Source organism: Aquimarina sp. MMG016, assembly GCF_018100805.1.
Taxonomy (GTDB): Bacteria; Bacteroidota; Bacteroidia; order Flavobacteriales; family Flavobacteriaceae; genus Aquimarina.
The window spans coordinates 248,387-274,981 of the sequence record NZ_JAGJEA010000002.1 but is presented as its reverse complement, the minus strand read 5'-3'; the positions used below and the strand labels follow the sequence as shown (position 1 = coordinate 274,981).

Genomic DNA, 26,595 nt, shown 5'->3' with positions numbered 1-26,595 from the left:
TCAAGTATTATTGACCTTGACCCAAGGAATATGCTCTATTTCCATCAAAAGTGTATAGGTTTTCAGTCTTTATAGTATCAATTTCCATCAAAATAGATTGTTGTAGTATGGAAACGATATCCTTTTTATCGATTTGTTTTTCTTTTTTTCCTGTAAACCTACAGCGCCAATGATCTGTGCAGAATGTTTCATCAAATCCATTAGGCCATACCTTAACACCTCGATTCGTAATCATTGTAAGTTCAACCGAATCATTATTAAGCATTTGTAATTTATGAGCGAGGTCACCAGGATATTCCCCTCCCCAATCCACAAATATGTCTACTCCGACTAATTCTTTTTTTGGAGCCTTCTGTCTTTGATAGTGAGGAATATGAATGAGTGTTTCGTCTCCATAAGAGACAGCAGAAAGTGTATTAGGATTTTCTCCAAGGTTATCGATAACAGCTTGGGCAAACTCTTTAGTACCTACCTTCTGTTTACTAATTCCTTCCTTGTATATATCATATGTATGAACTCCATCTTCTATAGTTTTAAGCCAAGCATTCTGTATTTTTTCTGCCACCGCAGATTGTCCTATATGATTGAGCATCATAATTGCTCCCTGGAGTAATCCTGATGGATTGGCCATATTCTGACCTGCCCTTCGAGGTGCTGATCCGTGGATAGCTTCAAACATAGCACATTCTTTTCCTATATTAGCTGATCCTGCTAAACCTACCGATCCTGCAATCTGAGCAGATACATCAGATAACACATCCCCATACAAATTAGGCATAACTACTACATCAAACGCTTCAGGGGTATCTGCAAGTTTAGCAGCTCCAATATCTACAATCCAATGTTCACTTTCAATTTGTGGGTAGTCCATAGCAATTTCATCAAAAACCTTATGAAATAGGCCGTCAGTTTGCTTCATAATGTTGTCTTTGGTAAAACAAGTTACTTTCTTTCTATCGTAGGCCGTAGCATACTCAAAAGCATAACGTATTATTTTTTTGCATCCTGGCACACTAATCAGTTTAAGACATTGCACTACTTCCTGGGTTTGCTGATGTTCTATCCCCGCATAAAGGTCTTCTTCATTTTCTCGAATAATTACTACATCCATATTAGGATGCTTAGTTGAAACAAAAGGGTGTAAGCTAGTACACGGTCGAACATTGGCAAAAAGCCCTAAAGATTTTCTTGTTGTAACATTTAAACTCTTATATCCTCCTCCTTGGGGGGTAGTAATTGGTGCCTTCAAAAAGATTTTATTCCGTCTAATAACTTCCCAGGCTTCATTAGATATACCTGCAGAATTCCCAGAGAGGTATACTTTTTCTCCTACCTCTATCTCTTCGGTTTCAATCTCTGCTCCGGCAGCTTCAAGTATTGATAAAGTGGCATCCATAATCTCCGGCCCTATTCCATCTCCTCTGGCAATGGTGATCTTCGTCATACGCTGTTGTTCTAATTGAGCATTAGTCTTCTCTTTCCTTTGTGTAGCTGTGATATCAATCATTGGTTTTAAATTTTAGAATTCATACTACAAATATCTGAAGAGCTTTTCATTTATTTTTATTTATGTTTTATATCTGAATCATAAATATTTTTAATGAATTGTAATTTTTCGAGCTGTAATCCTTTACCGTATCATTTTGTACATATGTTTTTAAACACCTGTTCAAAACACTGATTCTTAACAAATTCATAATCATTATTTATGAGTTCGTTTTTCATAGTATCTTTGTAGTATGATTCAAGAAGGGAAAAAAATTATATTATTTGATGGAGTATGTAATTTATGTAATAACGCGGTGAATTTTATTATTAAGCGTGATAAAAAAGATGTTTTCAGGTATGCTTCGTTACAAAGTGAAATTGGTCAGGAATTAATTAAAGATAGAGGTATTGATATTTCTAGGATAGATTCGATCTTATTGATTAATCCCGGAGAAGCTTATTATCATAAGTCAACAGCTGCATTACATATCGCAAAACAACTATCAGCAGGTTATCCATTACTTTTTGTTTTTATTGTGGTTCCTAAATTTTTCAGAGACTGGATTTATGATATCATTGCCAAAAATAGATATAGGTGGTTTGGAAAAAAAGAAAGCTGTATGATCCCTACCCCAGAACTTAAAGCACTGTTTATTGATCAAGCTAGTTAAGTAACTTTTTTCTAAGAAACAATTTTAGTATATGATTGATCTACCTTACTGATTTCTTTACCTAACTTGTTCATATTATCTACATGTACAAATACTAAACAAAGTATTGTAAAACATATTAATATTATGGGTAACAACAATCGTTTCATTTTATCTTGGGATCAAAATAATTCGGGAGCAAAAAAAGACCATCCTTTTATTACGGTTTAAAAGTAATATTGAATATGCTGTTTTATATCGGTAATTCTAGAATTCGTAGATATCTAATTAGAATTCGTAGTAATTATAATTTTAATAGCAATTAAATCTGATTAATAGAATCCTTTTGATAAAAATATATCTCTTTCCTGCTAAGAATATTTGATTATTAAAAGCAAAAGCCATCTTACATAGTATAGCAAGACAGCTGTCGGTAGATTATCCGTTATTTTTTGTTTTTATTGTATTTCCTAAATTTTTTAGATATTGGATCTACGAGATCATTACCAAAAAAACATATAAGTGATTTAGCAAAAAAGAAAGCGATATGATCCTAACTCCAGAACCTAAAGCATTGTTTATTGATCAACGATAATGGTATCACTATCGGTCATTCATTTAGCTACAATTTCAGTTTCTGTAGTTTTATGTTCTTTTATCAATTCTAATTGAGATTGTTGTTTCTCTCTCAATTTAATTGATTCTGCTTCTAATTTATTTACATTATCAATATGCACTATACCTAAACATATAATTGCAAAAGATATTAAAGCCAAAGGTAGAAAAAGCCGTTTCATAATGTCAAAGTTTATTAGCGTGAATTGTATAATCCAAATGTATTCATAAGGATAATGCTAAGTAAGGGGACTTACACTAAAAATACTATAGGTGTTTTCCCCTATTTCCTATAAACTTAATTTTATAATCCCACAGCTCATTCCCTCAATCAAAATATTGGTTCCCTAAATGATTATTTTATTTGGGTTGAAGGTAAAGTAGTTTCGTATAGTAACTAAAATGATACGATATGAGAATCTACACACTATTACTCCTGATGCTTTCCATAATTGCATCAGCCAACACAGGAAAGAAAGAACAATCCACTATCGAAGAAGTAACTGTATACCTAAATGGCGCACAGATAAAAAGAACAGCTTCAATCGATTTGATACCAGGTACTAATGAAATTGTATTACACGATCTCTCTCCAGGTATAGATGAGAATAGTATACAGGTTTCTGGGTTAAAGAATACCTCTATTCTATCAATTAATTTTAATATCGATTACCTCGAAAAGAAAAAAGATTCTGAAGAACTGGAATCCTTAAGAAATCAATTAGAAACTTCATTGTTGAAGAAAAACACACTTCAAAACATATTAGCTGGACTTAGTCAGGAAAAGAAAGTATTAGACAATAACCAACGTATTAGTAGTGATAATGTTGAACTTTCATTAGAAAAAGTAAAATTAATTTCTACATATTATCGTGAGCGTTCTGTAGAAATACAAAATGAAACATATCGTATAACTCACCAGATCAACGAATTAGAAGATCAAATTACAAGTATAAGTCAGGAAATTGATAAATTGGATGATCAAACCAAAGAACAACGTGGTGAAATTAAACTAAAGTTAGATGCTCCAATAGCGACAAATTTGATTTTAGAAATACGATATAACGTAGCTAATGCAGGTTGGTTTCCGATCTATGATATCAAATCCAAGGATAGCCAAACACCTCTAAATGTAGCTTATAAGGCTAATGTATACCAACACACAGGTACGGATTGGAAGAATGTAAAAGTAACTTTATCTACTGGTGATCCGAACACTAATAATATTAAACCAAGTCTGAATACAAAATACTTAAACTTTACCTATGGTAATTATAGAAAAGCCAGAGCCACCAAAAGAAATGCCTATCAATATAATCCAACTATAAGAAGGGTTACAGGTATTGTCAGAGATGATCAAGGGCGTCCTTTACCTGGAGTTAATATTATAGAAAAAGGAACTAATAATGGAGTAACGACTGATTTTGATGGTCAATATACTATCAATATCCAAAGTGGTAATGAATTATCATACTCCTATGTAGGATTCTATAATGAAAGTATTCCTATCCATTCTGCACTGATGAATGTTAAGTTAAAAGAAGATTCAAGCGTATTGGATGAAGTTGTGATTAGAGGTTATAGTTCTTCTTTAAGAGGAAAGGTCGCAGGTATCTTTGCAAACAATAAAAAAGAAAAAGAAGATTATAATCAAGTAGTAGAAACTAAAGAAGAAGGATTAACCAACACTAAATTCAAAATCAAAAAGAAATATAGTATCGATTCTAATAATGATATTACAATAATAGAAATCGACAAATTCGATATGAAAGCGGATTATAGGCATTATGTAGCACCAGAATTAAATGAAAACGTATTCTTAACCGCAAAACTGGGTAACTGGGAACAATTTAATTTACTAGCTGGTGAAGCAAATATTTATTTTGAAGGGAGCTATGCCGGGAAAACTAATATTGACCCACTGGCTACAACAGATAGCCTTACCATTTCACTAGGAGTAGATCCTAATATCATTATAAAGCGTGAGCAATTAGATAATTTTAAAAGTAAATCCTTTACCGGTAGTAATCGTATTGTTAATCGTGGGTATAAAATTAGCATTAAGAACAACAAACAAAATAAAGTTTTTGTAACACTACAAGATCGTATACCTGTATCGCAAAACAAGGAAATCAAACTTGATGAAATTAATACCACTGATGCAGAATATAATGACAAAACAGGTATCATAACATGGAAATTAGATATTTCATCCAATAAAAAGGTAGAAAAACAATTCTTTTATCAGGTAAAATATCCCAGAAAACAAAGAATAAACCTTTAACGTTCGAAGGTTATTTTAAAGCCATCTAAGGGTTGATCATCTACCGTAAAAATAAGAGGTGTGACTAAGGCAAGTGTTCCCAGGCTATTTTCATTAACAATTAGTTCTAAAGCAGAAGTATTAGCAAGAGCATTTATGGAATATGGATAGGTACCAGATGCTAAACCTGAATATACTCCTGTTATGGTAGTATTATTGGCTATTGTTACCATCTTAGTAGATTCATTAAAAGTCCAGATAATAGTTCCTTTTTCAAAATCCTGATCGACCCCGGCAAAACCACCTTGAACGTTGATAAGGTTCCATACTCCATTTATTTCAAAACTAAATGGGTTATTAGAGTTATCATCATCATTACTACAACCAAAAATTATAAAAAGAAATAATATAGGAATAAAAAAAAGACGTCTCATGTGTTTTATATTGGATGTTATCTATTACAATAGATGAAACGTTTTGCCATAGGTTGCGTTATACAAGTATAAAAAGAATGTCATTGAGGAAAAAAGATACCAAAAACACTTATCTATTCTGCTAAACCTTAATCCAATGAAATTGCTATCCGTTCTATTTCATCCAAAAGCGCAAGCAAATCCTCTTCCTTGGTCAAAGGGTTCATAATCGTAGTACGTAGATATAGCTCGTCATCTATCCTGGTTTGCACAATATAAAACTTACCTGAAGTAATCAAAGTCTGCCTGATTGCGGCATTAAGTGTACTGAGGTTTTTTCTATCAGAATTAATATATCTAAAATTAATAATGTTAGCTTCGGGTGTTAATGCCAATTCAAAATTCGTTCGCTCTTTTACCATTTGAGCAAAAACCGAAGCTAAACCATATAATGTATCAATATTTTGTTCAAATATTTCCTCTCCATATGTTTTTAGAATAGCATATACCTTAATCGACATCATTAACTTGGTGCATTCAAAAGTTCGTTTACCGGAATTGTACCATTCTTTTGTATGTTGCGAATCCCATAGATATTGTGCTTTCTGCTCAAACGTTTTATAAGCATCTTCAGCTTTCTTAAAAATCAACCCAGTATTCAACGCCGGAGTCATTAACATCTTATGAAAATCAATCACCACAGAATCTGCTCTAGAAATCCCGTCAGCCAAATGCTTATATTTTTCTGAAAATACAACACCGGCACCGTGAGCACCATCAACGTGAAACCATAGATCATTTTGTTCCGCAAAATCCGCGAGCGTATTTAAGTCATCATAAGATCCTGTTGCTGTAGAACTTGCACATCCAATGATGGCTATAATATGTAAACCTTCAGATTGAGCTTTCTGCAAATATTCATCTAATAATAATGTATTTATTTTAAAGCTTTTATCTACCGGAACTTTAATAATTCCTTCTTCTCCTAAACCAAGAATTCTTGCTGCCCGATCAATACAATAATGTGATTCTTCTGATACCATAACGGCTAGTTTTTCCTGATGTCCATTTTCCCAAACAGCTGTTGGAGCTTTTGCTTTTCGTGCAGCTAACAAAGCTGTCAGATTTGCCAGACTACCTCCAGAAGTAAGTACACCTGAAGCCTCATTAGTGTATCCAATTTTATTAGCAACCAAATCTGTAACAATCTTTTCAATCGCATTGGCTGCCATACCCATTTCATAGACACCTGTACCATTGCTCAATAAATCAGAGATCAATCCTGCTAAACTGGAAATAAAAGCAGGTACTGCAACCTGATGACCTATATATCGGGGATGGTGTACACTAATAGAGTTCTTTACTATCTTTTGAAATACATCTGCGATATCAGAATCAGAAGAAAAATCTTTTTGCCAGTACGATAACATATCCTCAGGGTCCTGATAAGGTAAAACAGGATGATCCTGATCAACTTGGACACGTTCCAGATGATCAGAAAGTAAATCAATCATCTGGTGTCCTATAGCTCTAAAATCAGATGGATCATATGCTTTTTCTAAGATATTTTTTCTTGCTACTAAATCTTTCATATTCAATCAAATTAATTCCTAAGTTCAAAATTAGTCATCTATATTTATAATAAAAAATACTTATTTTTGATAAATTAATAACAAAAATGCATTAATGAATATTCGACAACTTAAAAATATTCTAGTGTTAGCAGAAAAGCTAAATTTCACTCGTGCAGCAGAAGAATTGAATATTGTACAGCCAGCACTCAGCAGACAAATAAAACAATTAGAAGATGAAATCGATGCAATTCTATTTAAAAGAGATAAGCGCAATGTTGCACTAACTCCTGCAGGAAAGTATTTTGTGACTGAAGCTAAAAAATTGGTTGCTCAAATCGAACGAATGGCTAAACAAGCTTCTGATATACATCATGGGGAAGTTGGTGAGATCAGGATTGGATTTACACACTCTATTATGCAAACCATCTTACCAAATATCCTAAAAACGATAAAAGAAGAAATACCTGGTATAAAAACCATTCTACATGAGATGAACAACAGAGATCAGTATTTAGCTTTACAGCAAAATGAAATTGATATTGGTTTTGCTACTAACCCTATGGTTCCTGTTAACCTAAAAAGTAAAATACTACACATTGATAACTTTGTAATTCTTTTACCAGAAGAACATCCTGTAGATGCAACCAATTATAAAGATTTTTCTGTTTTCTCAAAAGAAGAATTCATTTTCCCCACTGTATCGGATGGGCCAAACTATGTACATATTTTAGAATCTATATGTGTAGAAGCCGGTTTTACACCAAAGGTTGTTCATGAAACAGATTCTGCAAGTACCAGTTTTAGGCTCGTCGAAGCCGGATTAGGGATTTCATTAGAACCCATATCTTCATTATACGGACATGAATTTCCTATCAAAAGTATAGAGCTAAAAAATATTAAACAGAAAGCTAAGCTTACTATGATGTGGAACCCTAAGCGAGAATCAGAATATCCGGAATTATTCAAGCTATTAAAAAATTGGAAAGTGGATACCTTATCCTAACTCCCCATCATAATTATCATCCCATTCCTTTACATGAGGTTCACCTAGTTTATCAACAGATTTTGCTACAATCATAGATACTGTAGCATCTCCTGTTACGTTAATTACCGTTCGCATCATATCTAAAGGCCTATCTACTGCAAAAATTAATGCCAGTCCAATTGGTAATTTATCTGACGGAAAACCAATAGCTTCTAATACAATTACCAACATTACCATACCTGCTCCAGGAACCGCAGCTGATCCTATAGAAGCTAATAAAGCAGTCAGAACTATAGTAATTTGATTAGAAAATGTCAATCCTTCAGGCCAAAGTACTTGCATAATAAAAACAGAAGCAACCGCCTGGTACAAGCTGGTTCCATCCATATTAATGGTGGCCCCAACTGGCAATACAAAACTAGAGACCTCTTTATCAACACCAATATGTTCTTCAACTCTTTCCATCGTTACAGGAAGTGTCGCTGCACTGGAACTGGTAGAAAATGCTAACAATTGTGCCGGACTAATTTGTTTTAAGAACCAAAGTGGTGATTTTTTAGTAATCATAGAAACTAAAATACAGTAAAACACGACCATTAATGATAATCCAGCCACAACAACTAAAGCGTATCTCAATAGCGCTAATAAAATGTCAGGATCATCTGAAGTGACTACCACATTGGCTAATAATGCAAATACTGCATAAGGTGCTGTAAGCATGATCAAATCAACCATTTTTAGTACCACTTCATTTAAACTATCAAAGAAATTCTTAAGAGGCTCTGATTGTGATGGTTTTACTAAAAGCATGCTAATACCTAAGAAGATAGAGAAAAAGATAACCTGAAGCATCATCTTATTATCGCTCATAGCTTTTACAGCATTCTGTGGTACCATATCTACTATAAACTGTAAAGGCCCACTTTGCTTTTGATTTCCTGCTTCAGCAATACGCTCAGCTATTTTAGCATTGCCAGCATATTCTGTGGTTAATTTTTCTATGGTCCCTGGTGTAATTCCATTACCTGGTTTAGTAGTATTTACGATCAATAAACCAATAGTAATGGCAATAACCGTAGTAATAATATAAATAACTATGGTTCTTCCACCAATAGTTTTAAATTTTGAAATATCTTTTAAATCCGAAATTCCTTTAATCAGAGAAGCCAAAATTAAAGGTACTGCAATTAACTTAAGAAGATTAACGAAAATAGTTCCAAATGGAGCTATCCAATCACCAGTAAAACCTTTTCCCCAGGATATTGTTGTCATTATAAATCCGAATACTATACCTAGTAGCATTCCGATCATAATCTTCCAATGCAGTGCTATTTTCTTCATGTGAATATTTTATTTTTTAAGCCAAACAGTGCCGAAGATATAAATTAAAAACAAAAAAACGGCAACCCGATTAAGATTACCGTAACATTAACTGTTTTTTTAGGTGTTTACTTTTTGATAGTTCGATTCATCAACCAATAGTCTACCAATACTAATGCTGCCATAGCTTCTACAATAGGTACAGCTCTAGGCACAACACAAGGGTCATGTCTTCCTTTTCCTTGCATATTCACCATATTACCTTCTTTATCGATAGTTTCCTGATCTTGCATAATAGTAGCCACAGGTTTGAATGCCACATTAAAATAGATATCCATTCCATTAGAGATGCCTCCTTGGATTCCTCCGGAAAGATTAGTTTTGGTGGTTCCATCTGCATTAAACAAATCATTATGCTGACTGCCTTTAAGCTCTGCCCCGGCAAAACCACTTCCGTATTCAAAACCTTTTACTGCATTAATAGAGAGCATTGCTTTACCCAATTCAGCATGTAATTTATCAAACACAGGTTCTCCTAATCCAACTGGTACTCCAGAGATTGCACAACTCACAATACCTCCCACCGTATCACCTTCTTTACGAATCTGCTTGATATATTGTTCCATTTCGGTAGCTTTCTCAGTATCCGGGCAACGAACAATATTACTTTCTGTTAAAGAAAAGTCAAGCTCAGTATGAGGTTTATCTAATTTAATAGCCCCAACTCCGCTTACATACGCATTGATTTTTAGATCAGACAATACTTGTTTTGCAATAGCTCCAGCTACTACTCTACTAGCTGTTTCTCTAGCTGAAGAACGTCCTCCTCCGCGATAATCACGGACACCATATTTTTGATCATAAGTATAATCTGCATGTGATGGTCTATAAGAATCTTTGATATGAGAATAATCTTTAGATTTTTGATTTGCATTTTTAATCACAAAACCAATTGGAGTTCCAGTAGTAACTCCTTCAAAAATTCCTGAGTAAAATTCTACAGTATCTGGTTCTTTACGCTGTGTTACAATGGCAGATTGCCCAGGTTTTCTACGATCCAATTCAGCTTGAATAGCTTCTAAGTCTATTTCTACTCCTGATGGGCAACCATCTATAATTCCTCCGATAGCTACTCCGTGAGATTCTCCAAAAGTTGTTAACTTAAATAAGTTCCCAAATGTATTTCCTGCCATTGACTACAAATTTTCAACAAATGTAGTTGTTAATCTCTAAAAAATTGATAGTAATATGATAGAAAAACTAGTGTTTATATGCTGAAAATTAAATCAATTTCGGATTTATCCGTCTTTTTTTAAACAAATTTAAATTTGTCCGATGTTAGATTCTTTATCAGAGAAGCTTTTGAATTAAATAAATAGAAAATGTACAATGTTTACTGACATATAGTTGTCACAAACTCCATATAAATTTACATCTAAAACGTCTTAATAAACACTCATGGCAGATCCTTTAAAAAATGTATATAACACAAGATTTTTTGAACAATTCACTACTATTCTAAAAAAAGTATATCCTCAAGTAAATATAGAAAAGTTCATGTCAGATATATACTGTAATGATTGGGAGGATAAGGAACTGAAACAAAGAATGTATCATATTTCTCAGGTTATGTATAAATACTTGCCTCAGGATTATGAGACTGCAACAAATTTAATTATACGAATGGTAAACTTACTCAAAACCAAAGAAGAAAGTACATCTTTTGAATTTATGTTCCTACCTGATTTTGTTGAAAAATATGGTTTAGAAAATTATTCAACATCTATAAAAGTCATGGAAGAGATTACACAATTTACAAGTTGCGAATTTGCTGTAAGGCCCTTTATTATTAAATACCCAGAACAAATGGTTCAACAATTAGTGATTTGGTCAACTCATAAAAATTCTATGGTAAGACGTTTGGCTTCTGAAGGGTCTCGACCTAGGTTACCCTGGGCAATAGGATTACCTAAATTTAAAAAAGACCCTACTTCGATCATTCCAATACTTGAAAACCTGAGAAATGATCCATCAGAAATGGTAAGGAGAAGTGTTGCCAATAATCTGAACGACATATCTAAAGACAATCCCGAAGTTGTAATTAATTTAGCAAAAAAGTGGAAAAGTGATTCCAAAGAAACTCATTGGATGATAAAACATGCCTGCAGAACATTATTAAAAGAAGGGAATTCAGAGGTTTTAGGATTATTTGGTTTTGGTTCTGTAGAACATATTAAAATCAAAAGCTTTAAGATACATACCCCAAAAGTAAAGATCGGTGAGTATCTGAAATTCTCTTTTACTTTACTTAACAAAAATAAAGAAGCTTCAAACATAAGATTAGAATATGGTATCTATTATCAAAAAGCAAATGGTACGCTATCCAGAAAAGTGTTTAAGATTAGTGAAAGAACCTATAATAAGCAGACCATTACAAAAATTAATAGAAGACAACCATTCAAGATTATTACCACCAGAAAATTATATAAAGGCAAACATCAATTATCTTTAATTATTAATGGAAAAGAGTTTCAAAAATTAGATTTCGAACTTATATGAACATTATGAAAATCACTTTAGAATATATACCAAAGTAATAACGACATTAAAACACCAGTAATAGCAATCAAAGTTGTCATTACTGTCCAGGAACGAAATGTTTGTTTTTCGGTTAATCCGAGATATTGACCAACAAGCCAAAAACCGCTATCATTTACATGAGATAAAATAGTAGCTCCAGAAGCAATAGAGATTACAAAAAGTGCTATCTGTGCAGCAGTAAAATCTCCTGCCAAAATAATTGGTGATGTAATTCCTGCTGCAGCAATCATTGCGGTTGTGGCAGATCCTTGCAATATTCGTATTAAGGCAGCGACGACAAAAGCAAACAATAATGGATGTATATATGAGCTTTGTAATGACGAAGCCAACATCTCTCCTGCTTTAGTATCTACCAAAATTTGCTTAAAAGCTCCACCTGCTCCGGTAAGTAAAATGATAGCTCCAGCGGGTTGAAATGATTTCATTGATAGTTTTAACAATTGATCTCTGCTTGTTCCTCTCCGAATCCCCAAAATATACCAGGCAAGGAGATTAGCAATAATTAAGGCCGTGAACGGATGACCTAACAACGATATAACATAGATAACTGATTTCGGCAATAGATATTCATTCATCCAATCTCCTAAAAAAACAGTTTTTAAAACGATCAAAAGTATCGGTAACGCTATAATTGTAATAATCGTTATCGGATTAGGGTATTCTTTATCCTTCAAAATATAAGTCTCCGTATCACTTGGTAAAGTAACCTCTATTTTTTTTGAAATATATTTTGCAAAAATTGGTCCGCTCACAATTGCAGCAGGAATTCCTGTAATGAATCCCAAAATAATTACCCAACCTAAATTGGCTTCAAGAATATCAGCTACCGCTACAGGTCCGGGTGTTGGTGGAATAAAACTATGAGTAATCGCTAAACCTGCAAGTAAAGGAATTGCATATAACAATACTGATTTTTTGGTATTTCTGGCTATGGCATATACAACCGGAACTAAGATGATAAATGCAACATCAAAAAAAACTGGAATAGCGATAATAAAACCAGTAATCATCATAGCCCAGGACGCATTTTTTTCTCCTGCAAGTTGTAATATATACTTTGCTAGTCCCTGTGCTCCACCAGAATGTTCTAACATCCCTCCAAATAAAGCTCCTAAACCAACTACAGTAGCTACAAATCCTAACGTGCCGCCCATACCGTTTTTCATACTGTTAAGAATCATTTCAGGAGATAATCCTGCAATAATACCTACAAGTATACATACAATCAGAAGTGCAATAAATGCTTGTATCTTTAATTTAAGAATCATAAAAAGTAAGGCAATAATGCCTACACCTACAGCAATTAGTAATTGATAATCCATATCATTAATCTTTCCAATTTGTATGAAAGTATTCGGTTAAAAGGGCATCAACACGTTGATAAGTATGTGCGCCAAAATAATCTCGTTGTGCTTGTATTATATTTGCAGAAGATTGTGCCGATGTATATGTCAAAAAATAATTTACAGCAGTAGACATTACAGGTAAAGAACATCCTGATGTAAGTCCAATCGAGACGATTTTACTAAGTGAATCTATATTTGATTTCATTATAGTAATGAATTCCGGAAACATTATTAATGAAGTATCATTATTCTCTTTGAATAGCGCAGATATATGTTCCATAAGATCACTACGAATGATACATCCGTTAGTCCAAACACGAGCTATTTCGGATAAATTAAGATCCCAATTATATTCTTTTGAAGCTTGCTTGATAAGTTCAAAACCTATATGATGATTAAGAATACTTGCTGCTAAAAAGGCCTTTTCTAAATCCTTTAAAAACATACTTTCATCTTCTAGAATTTCAGAACTCTCCAGCTGATATACTTCTGAAGCTTTGACTCGTTGTGATTTTATTCCTGATAGATTTCTTGCCATAACGGACTCTGAAATGGTTGATAATGGCATTCCTATTTCCAGAGCCGCTTCTGTAGACCATCCTCCTGTTCCTTTCTGTCCTGCTTTATCTAATATTTTGTCTATCAAAAAACCATCTTCCTCTTTCTTTCTGAGTATATCTGCTGTAATTTCTAATAGGTAGCTATCTTTTCCTTTTTTCCTCCACGAATCAAATATATCAGCGATCTGTTCAGGATTCTTTTTTACATAAAATCTCAACAAATGATACAGTTCTGCAATACCCTGCATTTCTGCATACTCTATACCGTTATGAACCATTTTTATATAATGCCCAGATCCCTCTATCCCTATATATGAACAACAAGGATTCCCATTTTTATCTCTTGCAGCGATAGTTTCTAAGAAATTACCACATAATTCATATCCTTTCTCTGATCCACCAGGCATAATAGATGGCCCTCTTAAAGCTCCGTCTTCACCTCCCGATATTCCTGCTCCTATAAAATGTATACCGATTTCTGAAAGTAACCTTTCTCTTCTTATCGTGTCTTTAAAATGAGAGTTGCCTCCATCAATTAAACAATCTCCTTTTTCTAGAAATGGAATTAATCCCTCGATCACCATATCTACAGATTTTCCTGCATTAACCATTAATAGTATTGATCTGGGTCGCTTTATAGAAATTACAAACGGCTGTAATTGATCAAAACCTAGTACTTTTTGAGATTCTTGTTCGGTTACAAACTTTTTAGCAATGTCTACCTCTTTCTTTTCTACTTGACGATTATATACAGAAAGACGAAAGCCTTTGGATAAAATATTTTTGGACAAACCTTTGCCCATAACTCCTAATCCTATAAGTCCCAGTTGTGACACTTGTGTTTTCAATTTTAATTCTATTTCATGTATAATTTCTTCAACCGATTTATCAATATCAATTATGACACCTTGTTCAGGTTTTTCTAGAGTATTGAATTGAGAAGTCAGCAACTCCTTTTTAAAAAAGTGATTTTCTCTAGCCTGAATTCTTTTGGATATCAAATCATAATTTCCATCCAAAAAAATCCAATTTATATATTCAGCATCAATAGACTGTAAAACCTGTCTGTACTTTTGTTTCAATGCAGAGCAAGCTAATACTGCTCCTCTATCACTATTCCATTTTTTGATTTCCTCTGCAAGCTTATGAAGCCAGGGGGTTCTATCTTCATCATTTAGAGGATATCCTTCTGACATTTTTTTTATGTTAGTTTTAGGATGGAAATCGTCTGCATCATAAAATGGAATATTAAACAATTCTGCAAGTCTTTTTCCTATTGTTGTTTTTCCACTACCGGAAACCCCACAAATGATATATATTTTTTCTAACCCCACTGTTTATGTTAAAATGATTTGTATATGCTTCTAAAAAATGCTAATTTTTTAAAACACAAGGAATTAAATTAGTCATAATTTCGGAATAAAAAAAAGTAAAACCGATAGTATTAAAGAAGAAACTAAAGAAATAAATATTAATCCAGAGACTTTAATCATAAGTATTACTTTTTAGGAAAAGTATAGATTAATCAATTAAAGCTTTTCTCAAAATGCTAACAGGATGCAAGGCTTCTCTATGTGTTCCATCTTTTATTTGATGTCTACAACTAGTACCTACTGCTACAATTATAGTGTCATCAGAAGCCTTTCTAACTGCGGGAAATAAGGTTTGCTCTCCCACTTTCATACTAATATCATAATGTTCTTTTTCATACCCAAAAGAACCAGCCATCCCGCAGCATCCGGATGGAATGATAGTTACCTTGAAATTATGTGGTAGGTTTAGGTATGCAAACGTCGTTTGAATATTAGACAATGCTTTTTGATGACAATGCCCATGTAATTTGATTGTTTTGACTTCAGTTGTAAATTGATCTGAGCTAATATTTCCTTTTTCAATTTCTGAAGCTAAAAATTCGTCAATTAAAAAGGTATGTTTCGAAAGTTCTTTTGCTCCATTTTTATCATTAGCCAGTCGCAAATATTCATCCCTAAAAGTCAAAATAGCTGAAGGTTCTATACCTATTAATGGGGTTTCATCTGAAATAATTTCTTTAAAAACTGATACATTATAATTTGCTAATGTTTTAGCTTGCTTCAATAATCCTTTGGAAATAAAACTTCGCCCACTTTCTTTATGCACGACAACTTTTACTTCGTAATTCAATCGGGTCAGTAGTTCGATAGCATCAATACCAATTTCAGTGTCTAACTGATTTGTAAACTCATCAATAAAGAAATAAAGTGTTTTAATCGGTTGTTCAGGTAATAATCTTTCAAAATTATTTTTATACCAACTACGCAATGTTTGTTTAGATAATAAAGGCAAATCACGTTCTTTAGCAATACCAAAGGAAGATTTAAGTAAACCGGATGTAAAGTTATTTTTAAATAGGAAATTGGTTAGTCCAGGAAGTATTCGCCCTAAATTATTCAGTTTATTATTGTAGGCAAAGAGCTTGGTTCTATTTGAAACTCCGTTTTCTTTTTGATATTGATATTCGAATTCTGCTTTTAATGCAGCGACATCAACATTAGAAGGACATTCACTAGAACACCCTTTGCAGCTAATACATAAGTCAAAAACTTCTTTTAACTCCTTATTATTGAACTTATTAGTTTTTTCGCTTGTTGTTAAAAATTCTCGTAATGCATTGGCTCTACCTCGAGTAGTATCCTTTTCATTTCTGGTAGCTCTATAACTGGGACACATTGTTCCTCCTGCTGCCACAGGTTTACGGCAATCACCGCTTCCATTACATTTTTCTGCAGCTCTTAGAATACCTAAAGAATCACTAAAATCTAGTAGTGTGTTTATTTCTGGTTCTTGACGATTTGTTTCATATCTCAATTTTTGATCCATAGGATATGCATCTACAATCTTACCTGGATTGAATATACATTTGGGGTCAAATACCTCTTTAATCCCCTTTACAATCCTGTAATTCTCCTCTCCTATCATAAATGGAATATAACCGGCTCTTACAATACCATCACCGTGTTCACCACTCATCGAACCGTTATATTTTTTAACCAAAGCCGCTACATCATCAGTAATTTTTTTAAAAAGCACTACATCTTTATCCTTTTTTAGATCCAAAATTGGTCGTAAATGTAATTCTCCAGCTCCTGCATGCGCATAATACACTGCGCTTTGATCATACTTCTGCATTAGTTCTGTAAACTCAGAAATGTAATTTGCTAAATCAGGAATAGCTACAGCAGTATCCTCTATACAAGCCACTGCTTTTCTGTCACCTACTATATTTCCTAAAAGACCTAAGCCTGCTTTACGAAGTTCTAATGCTTGATTTATTTCATCTCCGGTCAATACCGGGTTCGCATAGCTTGAAGTTGTACTAACTAATGTTTTTATCAAAGCCTCTTTTTGATGTTCCAGATCTCGAGGATGTTTACTTCTTAATTCCAGCATTAAAATAGCAACTGGATCTTCAACAATAAAAAAACGGTTCTTAAGCTGCTCTATATTATTTTTTGTACAATCCAAAATGGTTTTATCCATCATTTCGCAAGTGTACAAGTTATGCCTCATCAAAGGTTCTACAGCCTTCATACACTCATCAATAGTTTTAAAATGTGCCGCTACCATTAGAGATTCCTTTGGTGGTAATTCATCTAACTGTAATGTGATCTGTGTTGTAAATGCCAAAGTGCCTTCACTACCTGACAAAAGCTTACACATATTGAATGACTCTGCTCCCTTGGAGAATACTTCTGAATTGATTAATTCATCGATTGCATAACCCGTGTTACGACGATGTATTTCAGGTTTTGGAAAGCTTTCCTTTATGTTTTGTTGAACATCTTCACTGGATAGTTTTTCATAGATATTTTGATATATCTTTCCCTCCAAAGTTTCTGAATTTCTTTTTTCATGAAAAGCTTCAGAAGAAATTTTAGAAAAAACAGCTTCGCTACCATCAGAAAGTACGGCATGTAATTCTAAGGTTTTATCTCTGGTAACTCCATATTGTATAGAAGTAGTTCCACTACTATTATTACCGACCATACCTCCTATCATACATCGATTTGAGGTAGATGTATTAGGACCGAAAAACAACCCATATGGTTCTAAATATCGGTTAAGATCATCACGAATAACTCCAGGTTGTACGGTAACCGTTTTTTTATCTGTATCTACCGAAAGGATTTTAGTAAAATGTTTTGAAACATCAACTACAATCCCGTCACCAACACATTGCCCAGCTAATGAGGTTCCTGCAGTTCTGGGAATAAGTCCTATTTTGTTTTCTGAAGCAAAGGAAATCAGCTTTTTTATATCATTAGTAGATTTTGGAAAAGCTACTCCTAAAGGAATTCTACGATATACCGATGCATCTGTTGCATACAATGCTTTAGTAAGAGTATCGAATTGTAAATCTCCTTCTAACTGTTGTTGTAATTGAGATAATAGCTTTTCTTTACTCATATACTTTATCTTACTAAAATTTTGTTTTTATTGGGAATAAAGGTAGAAAAATACAACATTACTTAAGTTATCAAGGGCAATAAAAATTGAGTTGAATTCATTAACAAAACCTTATGAAGAAATAGTATATGAAATAGCCATATATGGCGTTATACTTGGAATAACAATAAAAAATACTTTATGACGAAGCGCATTTTATTTATCGCAACATTTTTATTAATTTCATTTGGTTCTATCCAAGCACAAGAGATATCAAAGCATGCTATTGGTCTAAGACTAAGTGAAAGTGAAGGATTCTGGGCTGAAGCATCATACCAAGCTTCTCTAAGTTCTAACACGCGAGCAGAGTTAGATTTAGGGATTCAGGGTAGAAATAGGTACAAAGCTTTAAAACTTACCGGGATATATCAATGGGTTTTTAATATTGACGGAGGTCTAAATTGGTATGTCGGGCCCGGTATTGGTGGTGGATTAGTAGATTTTGATAACGATGTAAGAAGAGATCGAGATGATCTAGAAACTTTTGGTTTTGTTACCGGTGATGTCGGGATTGAGTTTAATTTTGACTTTCCGTTATTGATCTCACTTGATTTTAGGCCTGAGATCTATTTTGATGACTACAATGATGATGACATCAACTTTAATTTAGGCCTTAGTGCTAGATATCAATTTTAATAATAAGACAAATTAAATACTTTGTAAACCTAATAATGTTTACATTTAATCTGGTAAATACACAAATAATAGAATTTTAAAAAATCTCTACAATTATGAAAAAAGTATTTTTAGTCTTAATCATTACAGTTATTTCTACTCTTAATACCAAAGCTCAAGATATTCCCAAAAATGCTATTGGGATAAGAATATCAGAAACCGTTTCTGGTGATTATGGGTTTGGTCCCGAAATTACTTATCAAAGACAAGTTTTAACAGAAAACAATAGAATTGATGCCAATCTAAGTTGGAGAACCAATTCTTTTGTTACTACGATAAGAGGTGGTGCTTATTTTCACTGGACATATAATATAGTAGACAATCTAAATTGGTTTGCTGGTCCTGGACTTGGTGCTGGTTACATTGATTTTGACACTATTTTTGACGGTTTGGGAATAACGGTAGACAGAGATGACGAAGTGTTTCCTTATATAGGTGCTGATTTTGGAGTAGATTATCGTTTTGATTTTCCACTACAAGTTGCATTTAGCATTCGGCCAACTTATGATTTTCATGATATAGATACTGGTAATGGTGTTTTGAACGATGTTGATCAAGTTAGTGTTAATGTTGGTGTTGCTGCACGATATACTTTTAATTAGATAAACTTATAGCTACTAAAAAAACCTCTGAATTAGATTAATTCAGAGGTTTTTTTATAAAAGATGTTAACCTTTTGATTCTTAATAATACAAAAGATAAATCCTATTACACAATAATTAAGACGTGTTGAATTTTTGATTTATTTATTTTGATAATTTACTTGATAAAAACGCTATTCATATTAATAAGAATAGTGTTTTTTTTATGAAACTGATTCTAATGCACTCTCATATAAATCAATATACAAAGGCACGATATTATGGATATCAAATTTCAAGGCTTGTTTATAAGCTCCTTCTTTAAAACTCTCTAAAACTTTATCGTCCCTAAGAATACGTATAGCATTTTCAGACATTTCCTCTACATTACCAACATCACTAAGATAACCTGAAACTCCGTGTACATTAACCTCCGGGATACCACCGGCATTACTAGATATCACGGGAACCTTATTTACCATAGCTTCTAAAGCTGCTAAACCAAAACTTTCTCGTTCAGATGGTAAAAGGAATAGATCTGAGAAGCATAAAATCTTATCTATTTCATTACTATTTCCAAAAAAGATTACTTTTTCTTTTATGCCAAGGGCTTTACATTTTTTCTCGGCCTCTCTACGCTCAGGCCCTTCTCCCACCATCAATAGCTTACTAGGAATTTCCTTTTGTATATTGTAAAAAATATCCACGATATCAGTAATACGTTTGACTGCTCTAAAGTTACTGATGTGTGTAACTATTCGTTCTTCGGGTTCTGCCATTAATTCTCTCTGACAATCCGTAAAACTTGTTTTCAAGAGGTTGACATCAATAAAGTTTGGAACGACATCAATATTTTTCTTTATATCAAATAATCGAAGGGTGTCATCCTTTAAACTTTCTGAAACCGAAGTTACAATATCACTATTATTGATGCTAAATGTAACTGCTGGCTTATAATATGGATGATTTCCTACTAAAGTAATATCAGTACCGTGCAATGTTGTAACCATAGGAATATGAATTCCTTCTTCCTCTAACATTTTCTTAGCCATATACCCTGCATAAGCATGTGGGATTGCATAGTGCACGTGCAATAAATCTATTTTATATTTTTTTATAGAATCAACAAGTTTGCTGGATAACGCTAGTTCATAAGGCTGATAATGAAAAAGTGGATACTCAGGTACTGTAACCTCATGAAAATGAATGTTAGGATTAAGAAGGTTTAATCGAACCGGTTGTTTATATGTGATAAAATGAACCTGATGATTCAGTTTTGCAAGTGCAATTCCTAATTCTGTAGCGACTACTCCACTACCTCCAAAAGTCGGATAACAAACAATAGCAATATTCATTGAGCAAATTTCTTTTGGTTGCAATGTACAAGAAAATTAGCAATGCTTTTTGTTAAAGGATTTGTAAAAAAAAGCAGATCATAAGCCGGATTCTGTTTCCACCAAAGGTGAACCCTTATCATTTATCTAGACTAATAATTACTTATTAGCTCTAACCGCCTACCCTCCAACATCGGGCGCACAACCCTCAAAAGCTGGTTTACGTGGCGTTGCACCGTATAGAGTTTACCTGATTTCACTACAGCATTACCTGTACATTCTTTCTGTTGCACTTGTCCTCATCTCGCGACGGACGGGCGTTACCCGCTATACTGTGCTACGGTGTCCGGACTTTCCTCCATCTGCCTATGGCGGATGACGATAAGGTGATCTGCTTTGGTGCAAAAGTATTACAATTCTAAATTCTGAATCTTTAATTCGTAATTATTTTTTAGATGTTAATAACTACAGCATAAAAACCGAAACACACAATTTATTATTTGAAAGCAATTTTTAACTTTGTGTCGATGGAGCATTTCATAGTATCAGCGCGTAAATATAGACCCCAGACTTTTAAAGATGTTGTGGGGCAACAAGCTATTACTAATACATTACTAAATGCTATTGACAATAACCATTTAGCTCAAGCACTTCTATTTACAGGACCTCGTGGTGTTGGTAAAACCTCTTGTGCAAGGATTCTAGCAAAAACTATTAATCAAGATGGTAATGAAAATCCAGACGAAGATTTTGCCTTTAATATTTTTGAACTGGATGCTGCATCTAACAATTCTGTCGATGACATCAGAAGCCTTATTGATCAAGTACGTATTCCTCCGCAGGTAGGAAAATACAAAGTATATATTATTGATGAGGTACATATGTTATCTCAAGCAGCTTTTAATGCTTTTTTGAAAACATTAGAAGAGCCACCTAAACATGCAATTTTTATTCTGGCTACTACAGAGAAGCATAAGATTATACCAACGATTTTATCGCGTTGTCAAATATTTGATTTCAAAAGGATTACTGTTACTGATGCCAAAAATCATTTAATGCAAGTTGCTGTACAAGAAGGTATCACAGCTGATGAAGATGCATTACAAATCATTGCTCAAAAAGCAGATGGTGCTATGCGGGATGCGTTATCTATTTTTGATCGCGTGGTAAGTTTTAGCGGAAAAAACCTTACAAGACAAGCAGTTACGGAAAACCTGAATGTTTTAGATTATGAAACATATTTTAAAACTACAGATCTTATTCTTGAGAATAATATTCCACAGCTTTTATTAGAGTTCAATGAAATTCTGGCTCATGGATTCGATGGACATCATTTTATAGCTGGTTTAGCTTCTCATTTTAGGGATTTACTAGTATGTAAAAATCCCGCTACCATAAATCTATTAGAAGTAGGAGAACAAACCAAAGCTAAGTATCACGAACAATCTCAAAAAACAAGTCATCAATTTCTGATGAAAGGAATTGAGCTAGCTAATGATTGTGATCTGAAATATAAAACTAGTCGAAACCAAAGACTACTGGTGGAACTATGCTTAATGCAGCTCGCCTCTATCAGCCTTACGGCAGATGGAGAAAAAAAAAATGACAAACCCTACATAATTCCTCCCTCATATTTTAAGGAAAAAGGTATTACCCCTATAAAGGTTTCTGCCGAAATCAAAGAAAAAGTAGAAGATAAAAGTGGGGGGATTACAAAAACAATTGTAGAGCAGGAAAAAACTGACCTTACAACTACTGAAACAACAAAAACCGATGTAGCTTTAGAACCTATTACAGAAAAAGCAGATGTTACAGAAAACACTACTACTCTTGAAGTTCACCCAATTGTTGAACAAAAAACATTAGCTATTAAGAGAGAACGAAAAACATCTGGTTTATCGCTTAGTAGTATCAAAAGGAAAAAAGAACACGAAGAAAGTAAAGTTGAAAAAGTAATAGACCCAAAAAACCTTCCAACAGAGGAATTTACAGAATCAGAAATGCAAGCTGCCTGGATTGAATATGGGAAACTGCAGGACAAAAAAGGAGAAAGAATTGTAGGTTCTATGTTTGCTATGAATATCCCTACCCTTAAAGGAATTAATATTCATCTGGAACTCCCTAATCAATCCATGAAAATTGATATGGAAAATGCTCAAGCTGGTTTATTACAGTTTTTGTACAAAAAATTAGAGAACTTCAGCATTCAACTTATTATTAATGTTAATGAAGAAGCTTCTAAAAAGTACGCCTTTACTCCACAAGATAAATACGAAAAACTTCGAGAAAAAAACCCACTAATCGACAAACTAAGATCTTCTTTTGATTTAGACATATAAAACCTTTTAAGTTTCTAGTAATCAAATTAATACCGCTAAAACTGTTTATATAAACATTTCCTTTTTTAGATTATTTAAAAAGAAAACATATATTCGTTTTACGAATCAAAAGATAACTAACCAATATAAAAAATAGTGGGTTTATTTAAAAAATACAAACAGAGAAGAAAACAAAAACAAAATAGGAAAGGCAATAAAAAGAAATGCTATATCTGTAACAATACTTTTAATGAGTTTACCAAATATAACGGTGGCACAGCTAATGCGCCTATATGGCAGATTAAACTTGATGTTATCGGTAGTGATATAGATAATTTCGGGTGTGTATTTTGTGGATCTAATGACAGAGAAAGACATCTATATATGTTTTTTGACGAATTAAATCTATGGTCTCTAATTACAAATAATGAAGTCATTCATTTTGCGCCAGAAAAAAATTTAAGCCCTAAAATAGAAGAATATTCTCCATCCAAATATGTAAAAGGAGATTTATACCCAGCTAATGATACTATTCAAAAAATAGACTTAACCAATATACCTTATGAGGATGAGACTTTTGGGTTATTTCTATGTAACCATGTATTAGAACATGTTCCTGATTATAAAAAGGCAATGCAGGAAATATTTAGAGTTTTAAGACCAGGTGGGACGGCAATTTTACAAACACCTTACTCCAAATTACTAAAGAATAACTTTGAAGATGAAGGTATAAACACAGACGAACTTAGGTTAATATTCTACGGACAAGAAGATCATGCTAGATATTTTAGCGAAACACAATTTCTACAAAGTCTTATGGAGTGCGGTTTTGAACTTCAAATCGTAAAGCATTCTGATTTGTTTGATGCCGATAAAGCAACATATTATGGTGTTAATAAAAATGAAGATTTAATAAGAGTTTTAAAACCATCAACCAAATAATAAAATGATTATTTAGGAATAATCAAAACCTGATTTTATTCAAATCACTTAAAGAGTAGGTAGTAATAAATCAATCAAAGTATTAATTTTGCAATTCATATATAAAGAATATATAAATGTTAGGCCTTAAGCTCCCCACAGATCCTAGATGGGTAAATATCGTAGAAAAGAATATAGAAGAAATCCTTACAGATCATGCGTTTTGCGAGCAAAAAGCAGCATCTACAGCAATATCATTGATAGTAAGCTTTCCGGAGTATTCTGAATTGGTAGATGAAATGACCAAATTAGTTAAAGAAGAGATCAGCCATTTTAAAATGGTTCATGACAAAATCTTGGCTCGTGGTTGGAAATTAGGAAGAGATCGCAAAGATGAATATGTAAATAAATTAATTAAATTTTTTCCTAAAGGAGGAAGTAGACAAACTCATTTAGTACATCGTTTATTATACGCTGCTTTAATTGAAGCCAGAAGTTGTGAACGATTTAAACTTCTTTCTGAAGAACTTGAAGATCAAGAGTTGGCAAAATTCTACAGAGACCTTATGGTCAGCGAAGCTAATCATTATACAATGTTCTTAAATTTTGCTAGGAAATATGGTGATCGAGAAGAAGTAGATAAAAAATGGCAAGATCTACTGACTTTTGAGGCTGAAATCATGAAAGATTTAGGTACAAAAGAGACTATGCACGGATAATAAAAAAACTCATCGAAATGATGAGTTTTTTTATTATATTTTCTAAGTTTTGGATCATAATCTGTATCCAAAACTTAGCTGAAAATAACTGCTTTTTCCTTCTAGGTTCCTTATTCTAGTATTTCTATCTGTTATCGTAATTGTAGTTGGTTGTCCATCAATAATTCTTTCAACCTGTGTATCCCGAGAAACAATTATTTCTGCTTCATCTTCAAAAAGATCGTTTAACCCAATCGCATAACGCAAATTTACATAAAAATTATCTGTTATATTGACTCCTACTCCTACCGTTCCTGAAAACAAAAAAGTACCGAAGTTTTCATTTTTTTCCCATTCCCATATTTTAAACCCTACCTCAGGACCAAGATGAACATTTATATAATCTGAAATATGGTATTTAAAAACTATAGGTAATTGAAGTGCATTTACACGAAGCTCTTCATATTTATTTCCTTGGTTAGAGAATTGAATTTCAGGTTGAATTGAGAATTTCTCATTAAAATAATAATCTGCAAAGAAACCTATTACAAATCCAATCCTATTATCTTCAAACCCATCAGGAGTTTCTGCAGTTTCATTTGGCACTTCATCTGGAGTATCCGGAGCTTCGATGTAAACTTTGTCAAAAGAAAATCCTCCTATCTGACTATAGTTTAATCCTGCTCTAACCCCATATCTAACATCTTGGGCTTGTAGGACAACCATTCCAAATAGGACAAAAATTATAGTAAAAAGTAGTGTTTTGTTCATAGTATAAGCATTTGGTTCTTAGGGCAATTTAATATAAAAAATTATCTTTTTTAAAACTCATTATGCTAGATTCGGGAATAATTTGCTTTTAAATCATTGTGTTTTTGAGTTTTTCGCTATAAAGTGATTTAATAATTCCATCTGATAATCCGATCTTAGGTACATAAATTTCTCTTGCTCCACTCCACTTCATTGCCGAAAGGTAAATTCTTGTTGCTGGAACAATAACATCTGCCCTATCCTGATTTAAGTTTAATTCCCAAATCCTTTCCTCATAAGTTAATGAGTTCAATAATTTATAGTATGAACTTAAATATAAAAATGAAAGTGGTTTACCATTACCTTTACCACTATTCTTAAAGATATTATTAATATTTCCACCGGAACCAATTAATGAAACACTTGAATATGCTTTGGTATTTTCACTTATCCAATGCTCTACATCTTTCCAAATATCATCGGTCACCAAATTATTAAGCAACCTTACAGTTCCAAGTTTAAACGATTTAGAAGTAATCGTACTACCATTGTGATAAAGTGTAAATTCTGTACTTCCTCCTCCTACATCGACATATAAATAAGTAGCGTCTGTATTAATTAATTCATGAAGGTCCGTCATTGCAATGATAGCTGCCTCATCATTACCATCAATAATATCTATCTGTATTCCTGATTTTTGTTTAATTAGTTCTACAACTTCTTTCCCATTTTCGGCTTCTCTCATGGCAGAAGTAGCACATGCTTTATATCGAACAACTTTATGGGTTCTCATTAAAAGTTGATACGCTTGCATAGTATCTATCATACGCTTAATGTTTTCTTCTGAAACATTTTTGGTCTTAAATACATCTGCTCCCAATCGTATCGGAACCCGAACCAAGCTTGTTTTTTTAAATCTAGTAGTTTTTCCTTTTTCTTCGTGAATACTACTTATCAGCAATCTTACAGCATTAGAGCCAATATCGATGGCTGCATATTTTTCTATTGTCAACAAAAT

The 26,595-nt window shown here is 33.2% G+C and carries 21 protein-coding genes and 1 other RNA gene; 9 read left to right on the top strand and 13 right to left on the bottom strand.

Annotation, left to right across the window (positions count from 1 at the left end; all coding sequences use genetic code 11):
• Window positions 1–7: 7 nt before the first annotated feature.
• Window positions 8–1,507, bottom strand: coding sequence for an NADP-dependent isocitrate dehydrogenase (locus J8M14_RS04210; RefSeq protein WP_247672543.1), 1,500 nt, complete (start codon window positions 1,505–1,507; stop codon window positions 8–10).
• A gap of 232 nt (window positions 1,508–1,739) precedes the next feature.
• Here J8M14_RS04210 and J8M14_RS04205 point away from each other — a divergent pair, with 232 nt between their 5' ends.
• Window positions 1,740–2,159: a thiol-disulfide oxidoreductase DCC family protein gene (locus J8M14_RS04205; RefSeq protein ID WP_211073331.1), complete on the top strand. Its 420-nt coding sequence runs from the start codon at window positions 1,740–1,742 to the stop codon at window positions 2,157–2,159.
• A 593-nt stretch (window positions 2,160–2,752) separates the two neighbouring features.
• Here J8M14_RS04205 and J8M14_RS04200 read toward each other — a convergent pair.
• Entirely contained in the window at window positions 2,753–2,935 is a 183-nt protein-coding gene (locus J8M14_RS04200) for a hypothetical protein (RefSeq protein WP_211073330.1), read from the bottom strand.
• Window positions 2,936–3,165: 230 nt separating this feature from the next.
• On the opposite strand from J8M14_RS04200, the gene J8M14_RS04195 reads away from it, so the two are divergent.
• Entirely contained in the window at window positions 3,166–5,037 is a 1,872-nt protein-coding gene (locus J8M14_RS04195; protein ID WP_211073329.1) for a mucoidy inhibitor MuiA family protein, read from the top strand.
• Here the strand turns inward: J8M14_RS04195 and J8M14_RS04190 are convergent.
• Both J8M14_RS04190 and J8M14_RS04185 read right to left on the bottom strand, forming a co-directional pair.
• Window positions 5,034–5,450: a hypothetical protein gene (locus tag J8M14_RS04190; protein WP_211073328.1), complete on the bottom strand. Its 417-nt coding sequence runs from the start codon at window positions 5,448–5,450 to the stop codon at window positions 5,034–5,036. The two genes, J8M14_RS04195 and J8M14_RS04190, sit on opposite strands and share 4 nt — an antisense overlap.
• Window positions 5,451–5,578: 128 nt before the next feature.
• Entirely contained in the window at window positions 5,579–7,021 is a 1,443-nt protein-coding gene (locus J8M14_RS04185) for an aminotransferase class I/II-fold pyridoxal phosphate-dependent enzyme (protein ID WP_211073327.1), read from the bottom strand.
• 94 nt (window positions 7,022–7,115) lie between these two features.
• On the opposite strand from J8M14_RS04185, the gene J8M14_RS04180 reads away from it, so the two are divergent.
• Entirely contained in the window at window positions 7,116–8,006 is an 891-nt protein-coding gene (locus J8M14_RS04180; RefSeq protein ID WP_211073326.1) for a LysR substrate-binding domain-containing protein, read from the top strand.
• On the opposite strand, the gene J8M14_RS04175 is transcribed toward J8M14_RS04180, so the two are convergent.
• The gene (locus J8M14_RS04175) at window positions 7,998–9,329 is read right to left on the bottom strand and encodes a dicarboxylate/amino acid:cation symporter (RefSeq protein ID WP_211073324.1); all 1,332 of its coding nucleotides are present in this window, start codon (window positions 9,327–9,329) and stop codon (window positions 7,998–8,000) included. The genes J8M14_RS04180 and J8M14_RS04175 overlap by 9 nt on opposite strands.
• 107 nt (window positions 9,330–9,436) lie before the next feature.
• Entirely contained in the window at window positions 9,437–10,501 is a 1,065-nt protein-coding gene (gene aroC, locus J8M14_RS04170; protein ID WP_211073322.1) for a chorismate synthase, read from the bottom strand.
• A gap of 265 nt (window positions 10,502–10,766) precedes the next feature.
• On the opposite strand from aroC, the gene J8M14_RS04165 reads away from it, so the two are divergent.
• Window positions 10,767–11,867 carry a DNA alkylation repair protein gene (locus J8M14_RS04165; protein ID WP_211073321.1) on the top strand — a complete coding sequence of 367 codons (1,101 nt, stop codon included), beginning with the start codon at window positions 10,767–10,769 and terminating at the stop codon, window positions 11,865–11,867.
• A 17-nt stretch (window positions 11,868–11,884) separates the two neighbouring features.
• Here the strand turns inward: J8M14_RS04165 and J8M14_RS04160 are convergent, their stop codons facing one another.
• The 3 genes from J8M14_RS04160 to J8M14_RS04150 form a co-directional block, all read right to left on the bottom strand.
• Window positions 11,885–13,231: a gluconate:H+ symporter gene (locus J8M14_RS04160; RefSeq protein ID WP_211073320.1), complete on the bottom strand. Its 1,347-nt coding sequence runs from the start codon at window positions 13,229–13,231 to the stop codon at window positions 11,885–11,887.
• 4 nt (window positions 13,232–13,235) lie between these two features.
• Window positions 13,236–15,149, bottom strand: a complete 1,914-nt coding sequence (gndA, locus tag J8M14_RS04155; RefSeq protein WP_211073319.1) for an NADP-dependent phosphogluconate dehydrogenase — start codon at window positions 15,147–15,149, stop codon at window positions 13,236–13,238.
• A gap of 187 nt (window positions 15,150–15,336) precedes the next feature.
• Entirely contained in the window at window positions 15,337–18,261 is a 2,925-nt protein-coding gene (locus J8M14_RS04150) for an FAD-binding and (Fe-S)-binding domain-containing protein (protein ID WP_211073318.1), read from the bottom strand.
• Window positions 18,262–18,441: 180 nt separating this feature from the next.
• Between J8M14_RS04150 and J8M14_RS04145 the strand changes: the two genes are divergently transcribed.
• Both J8M14_RS04145 and J8M14_RS04140 read left to right on the top strand, forming a co-directional pair.
• Entirely contained in the window at window positions 18,442–18,936 is a 495-nt protein-coding gene (locus J8M14_RS04145) for a hypothetical protein (RefSeq protein WP_211073317.1), read from the top strand.
• A gap of 95 nt (window positions 18,937–19,031) precedes the next feature.
• On the top strand, window positions 19,032–19,577 hold the full coding sequence (locus tag J8M14_RS04140) for a hypothetical protein (RefSeq protein WP_211073316.1): 546 nt from the start codon (window positions 19,032–19,034) through the stop codon (window positions 19,575–19,577).
• Window positions 19,578–19,780: 203 nt separating this feature from the next.
• On the opposite strand, the gene bshA is transcribed toward J8M14_RS04140, so the two are convergent.
• On the bottom strand, window positions 19,781–20,911 hold the full coding sequence (gene bshA / locus J8M14_RS04135) for an N-acetyl-alpha-D-glucosaminyl L-malate synthase BshA (RefSeq protein WP_211073314.1): 1,131 nt from the start codon (window positions 20,909–20,911) through the stop codon (window positions 19,781–19,783).
• Between the two features lie 66 nt (window positions 20,912–20,977).
• Window positions 20,978–21,288, bottom strand: an RNA gene (gene rnpB, locus J8M14_RS04130) — RNase P RNA component class A.
• A 129-nt stretch (window positions 21,289–21,417) separates the two neighbouring features.
• On the opposite strand from rnpB, the gene J8M14_RS04125 reads away from it, so the two are divergent.
• The 3 genes from J8M14_RS04125 to J8M14_RS04115 all read left to right on the top strand — a co-directional run bounded on the left by J8M14_RS04125 (window position 21,418) and on the right by J8M14_RS04115 (window position 24,848).
• A complete protein-coding gene (locus tag J8M14_RS04125; protein WP_211073312.1) occupies window positions 21,418–23,229 on the top strand; it encodes a DNA polymerase III subunit gamma/tau in 1,812 nt (603 codons plus the stop codon).
• Window positions 23,230–23,364: 135 nt separating this feature from the next.
• Window positions 23,365–24,150, top strand: coding sequence for a class I SAM-dependent methyltransferase (locus J8M14_RS04120; protein ID WP_348772823.1), 786 nt, complete (start codon window positions 23,365–23,367; stop codon window positions 24,148–24,150).
• Between the two features lie 116 nt (window positions 24,151–24,266).
• Complete coding sequence (locus J8M14_RS04115) at window positions 24,267–24,848, top strand: tRNA-(ms[2]io[6]A)-hydroxylase (protein ID WP_211073310.1); 582 nt, start codon at window positions 24,267–24,269, stop codon at window positions 24,846–24,848.
• Between the two features lie 54 nt (window positions 24,849–24,902).
• On the opposite strand, the gene J8M14_RS04110 is transcribed toward J8M14_RS04115, so the two are convergent.
• Complete coding sequence (locus J8M14_RS04110; protein ID WP_211073308.1) at window positions 24,903–25,598, bottom strand: porin family protein; 696 nt, start codon at window positions 25,596–25,598, stop codon at window positions 24,903–24,905.
• An 88-nt stretch (window positions 25,599–25,686) separates the two neighbouring features.
• A complete protein-coding gene (locus J8M14_RS04105) occupies window positions 25,687–26,592 on the bottom strand; it encodes a rod shape-determining protein (RefSeq protein WP_211073306.1) in 906 nt (301 codons plus the stop codon).
• Window positions 26,593–26,595: the final 3 nt, after the last annotated feature.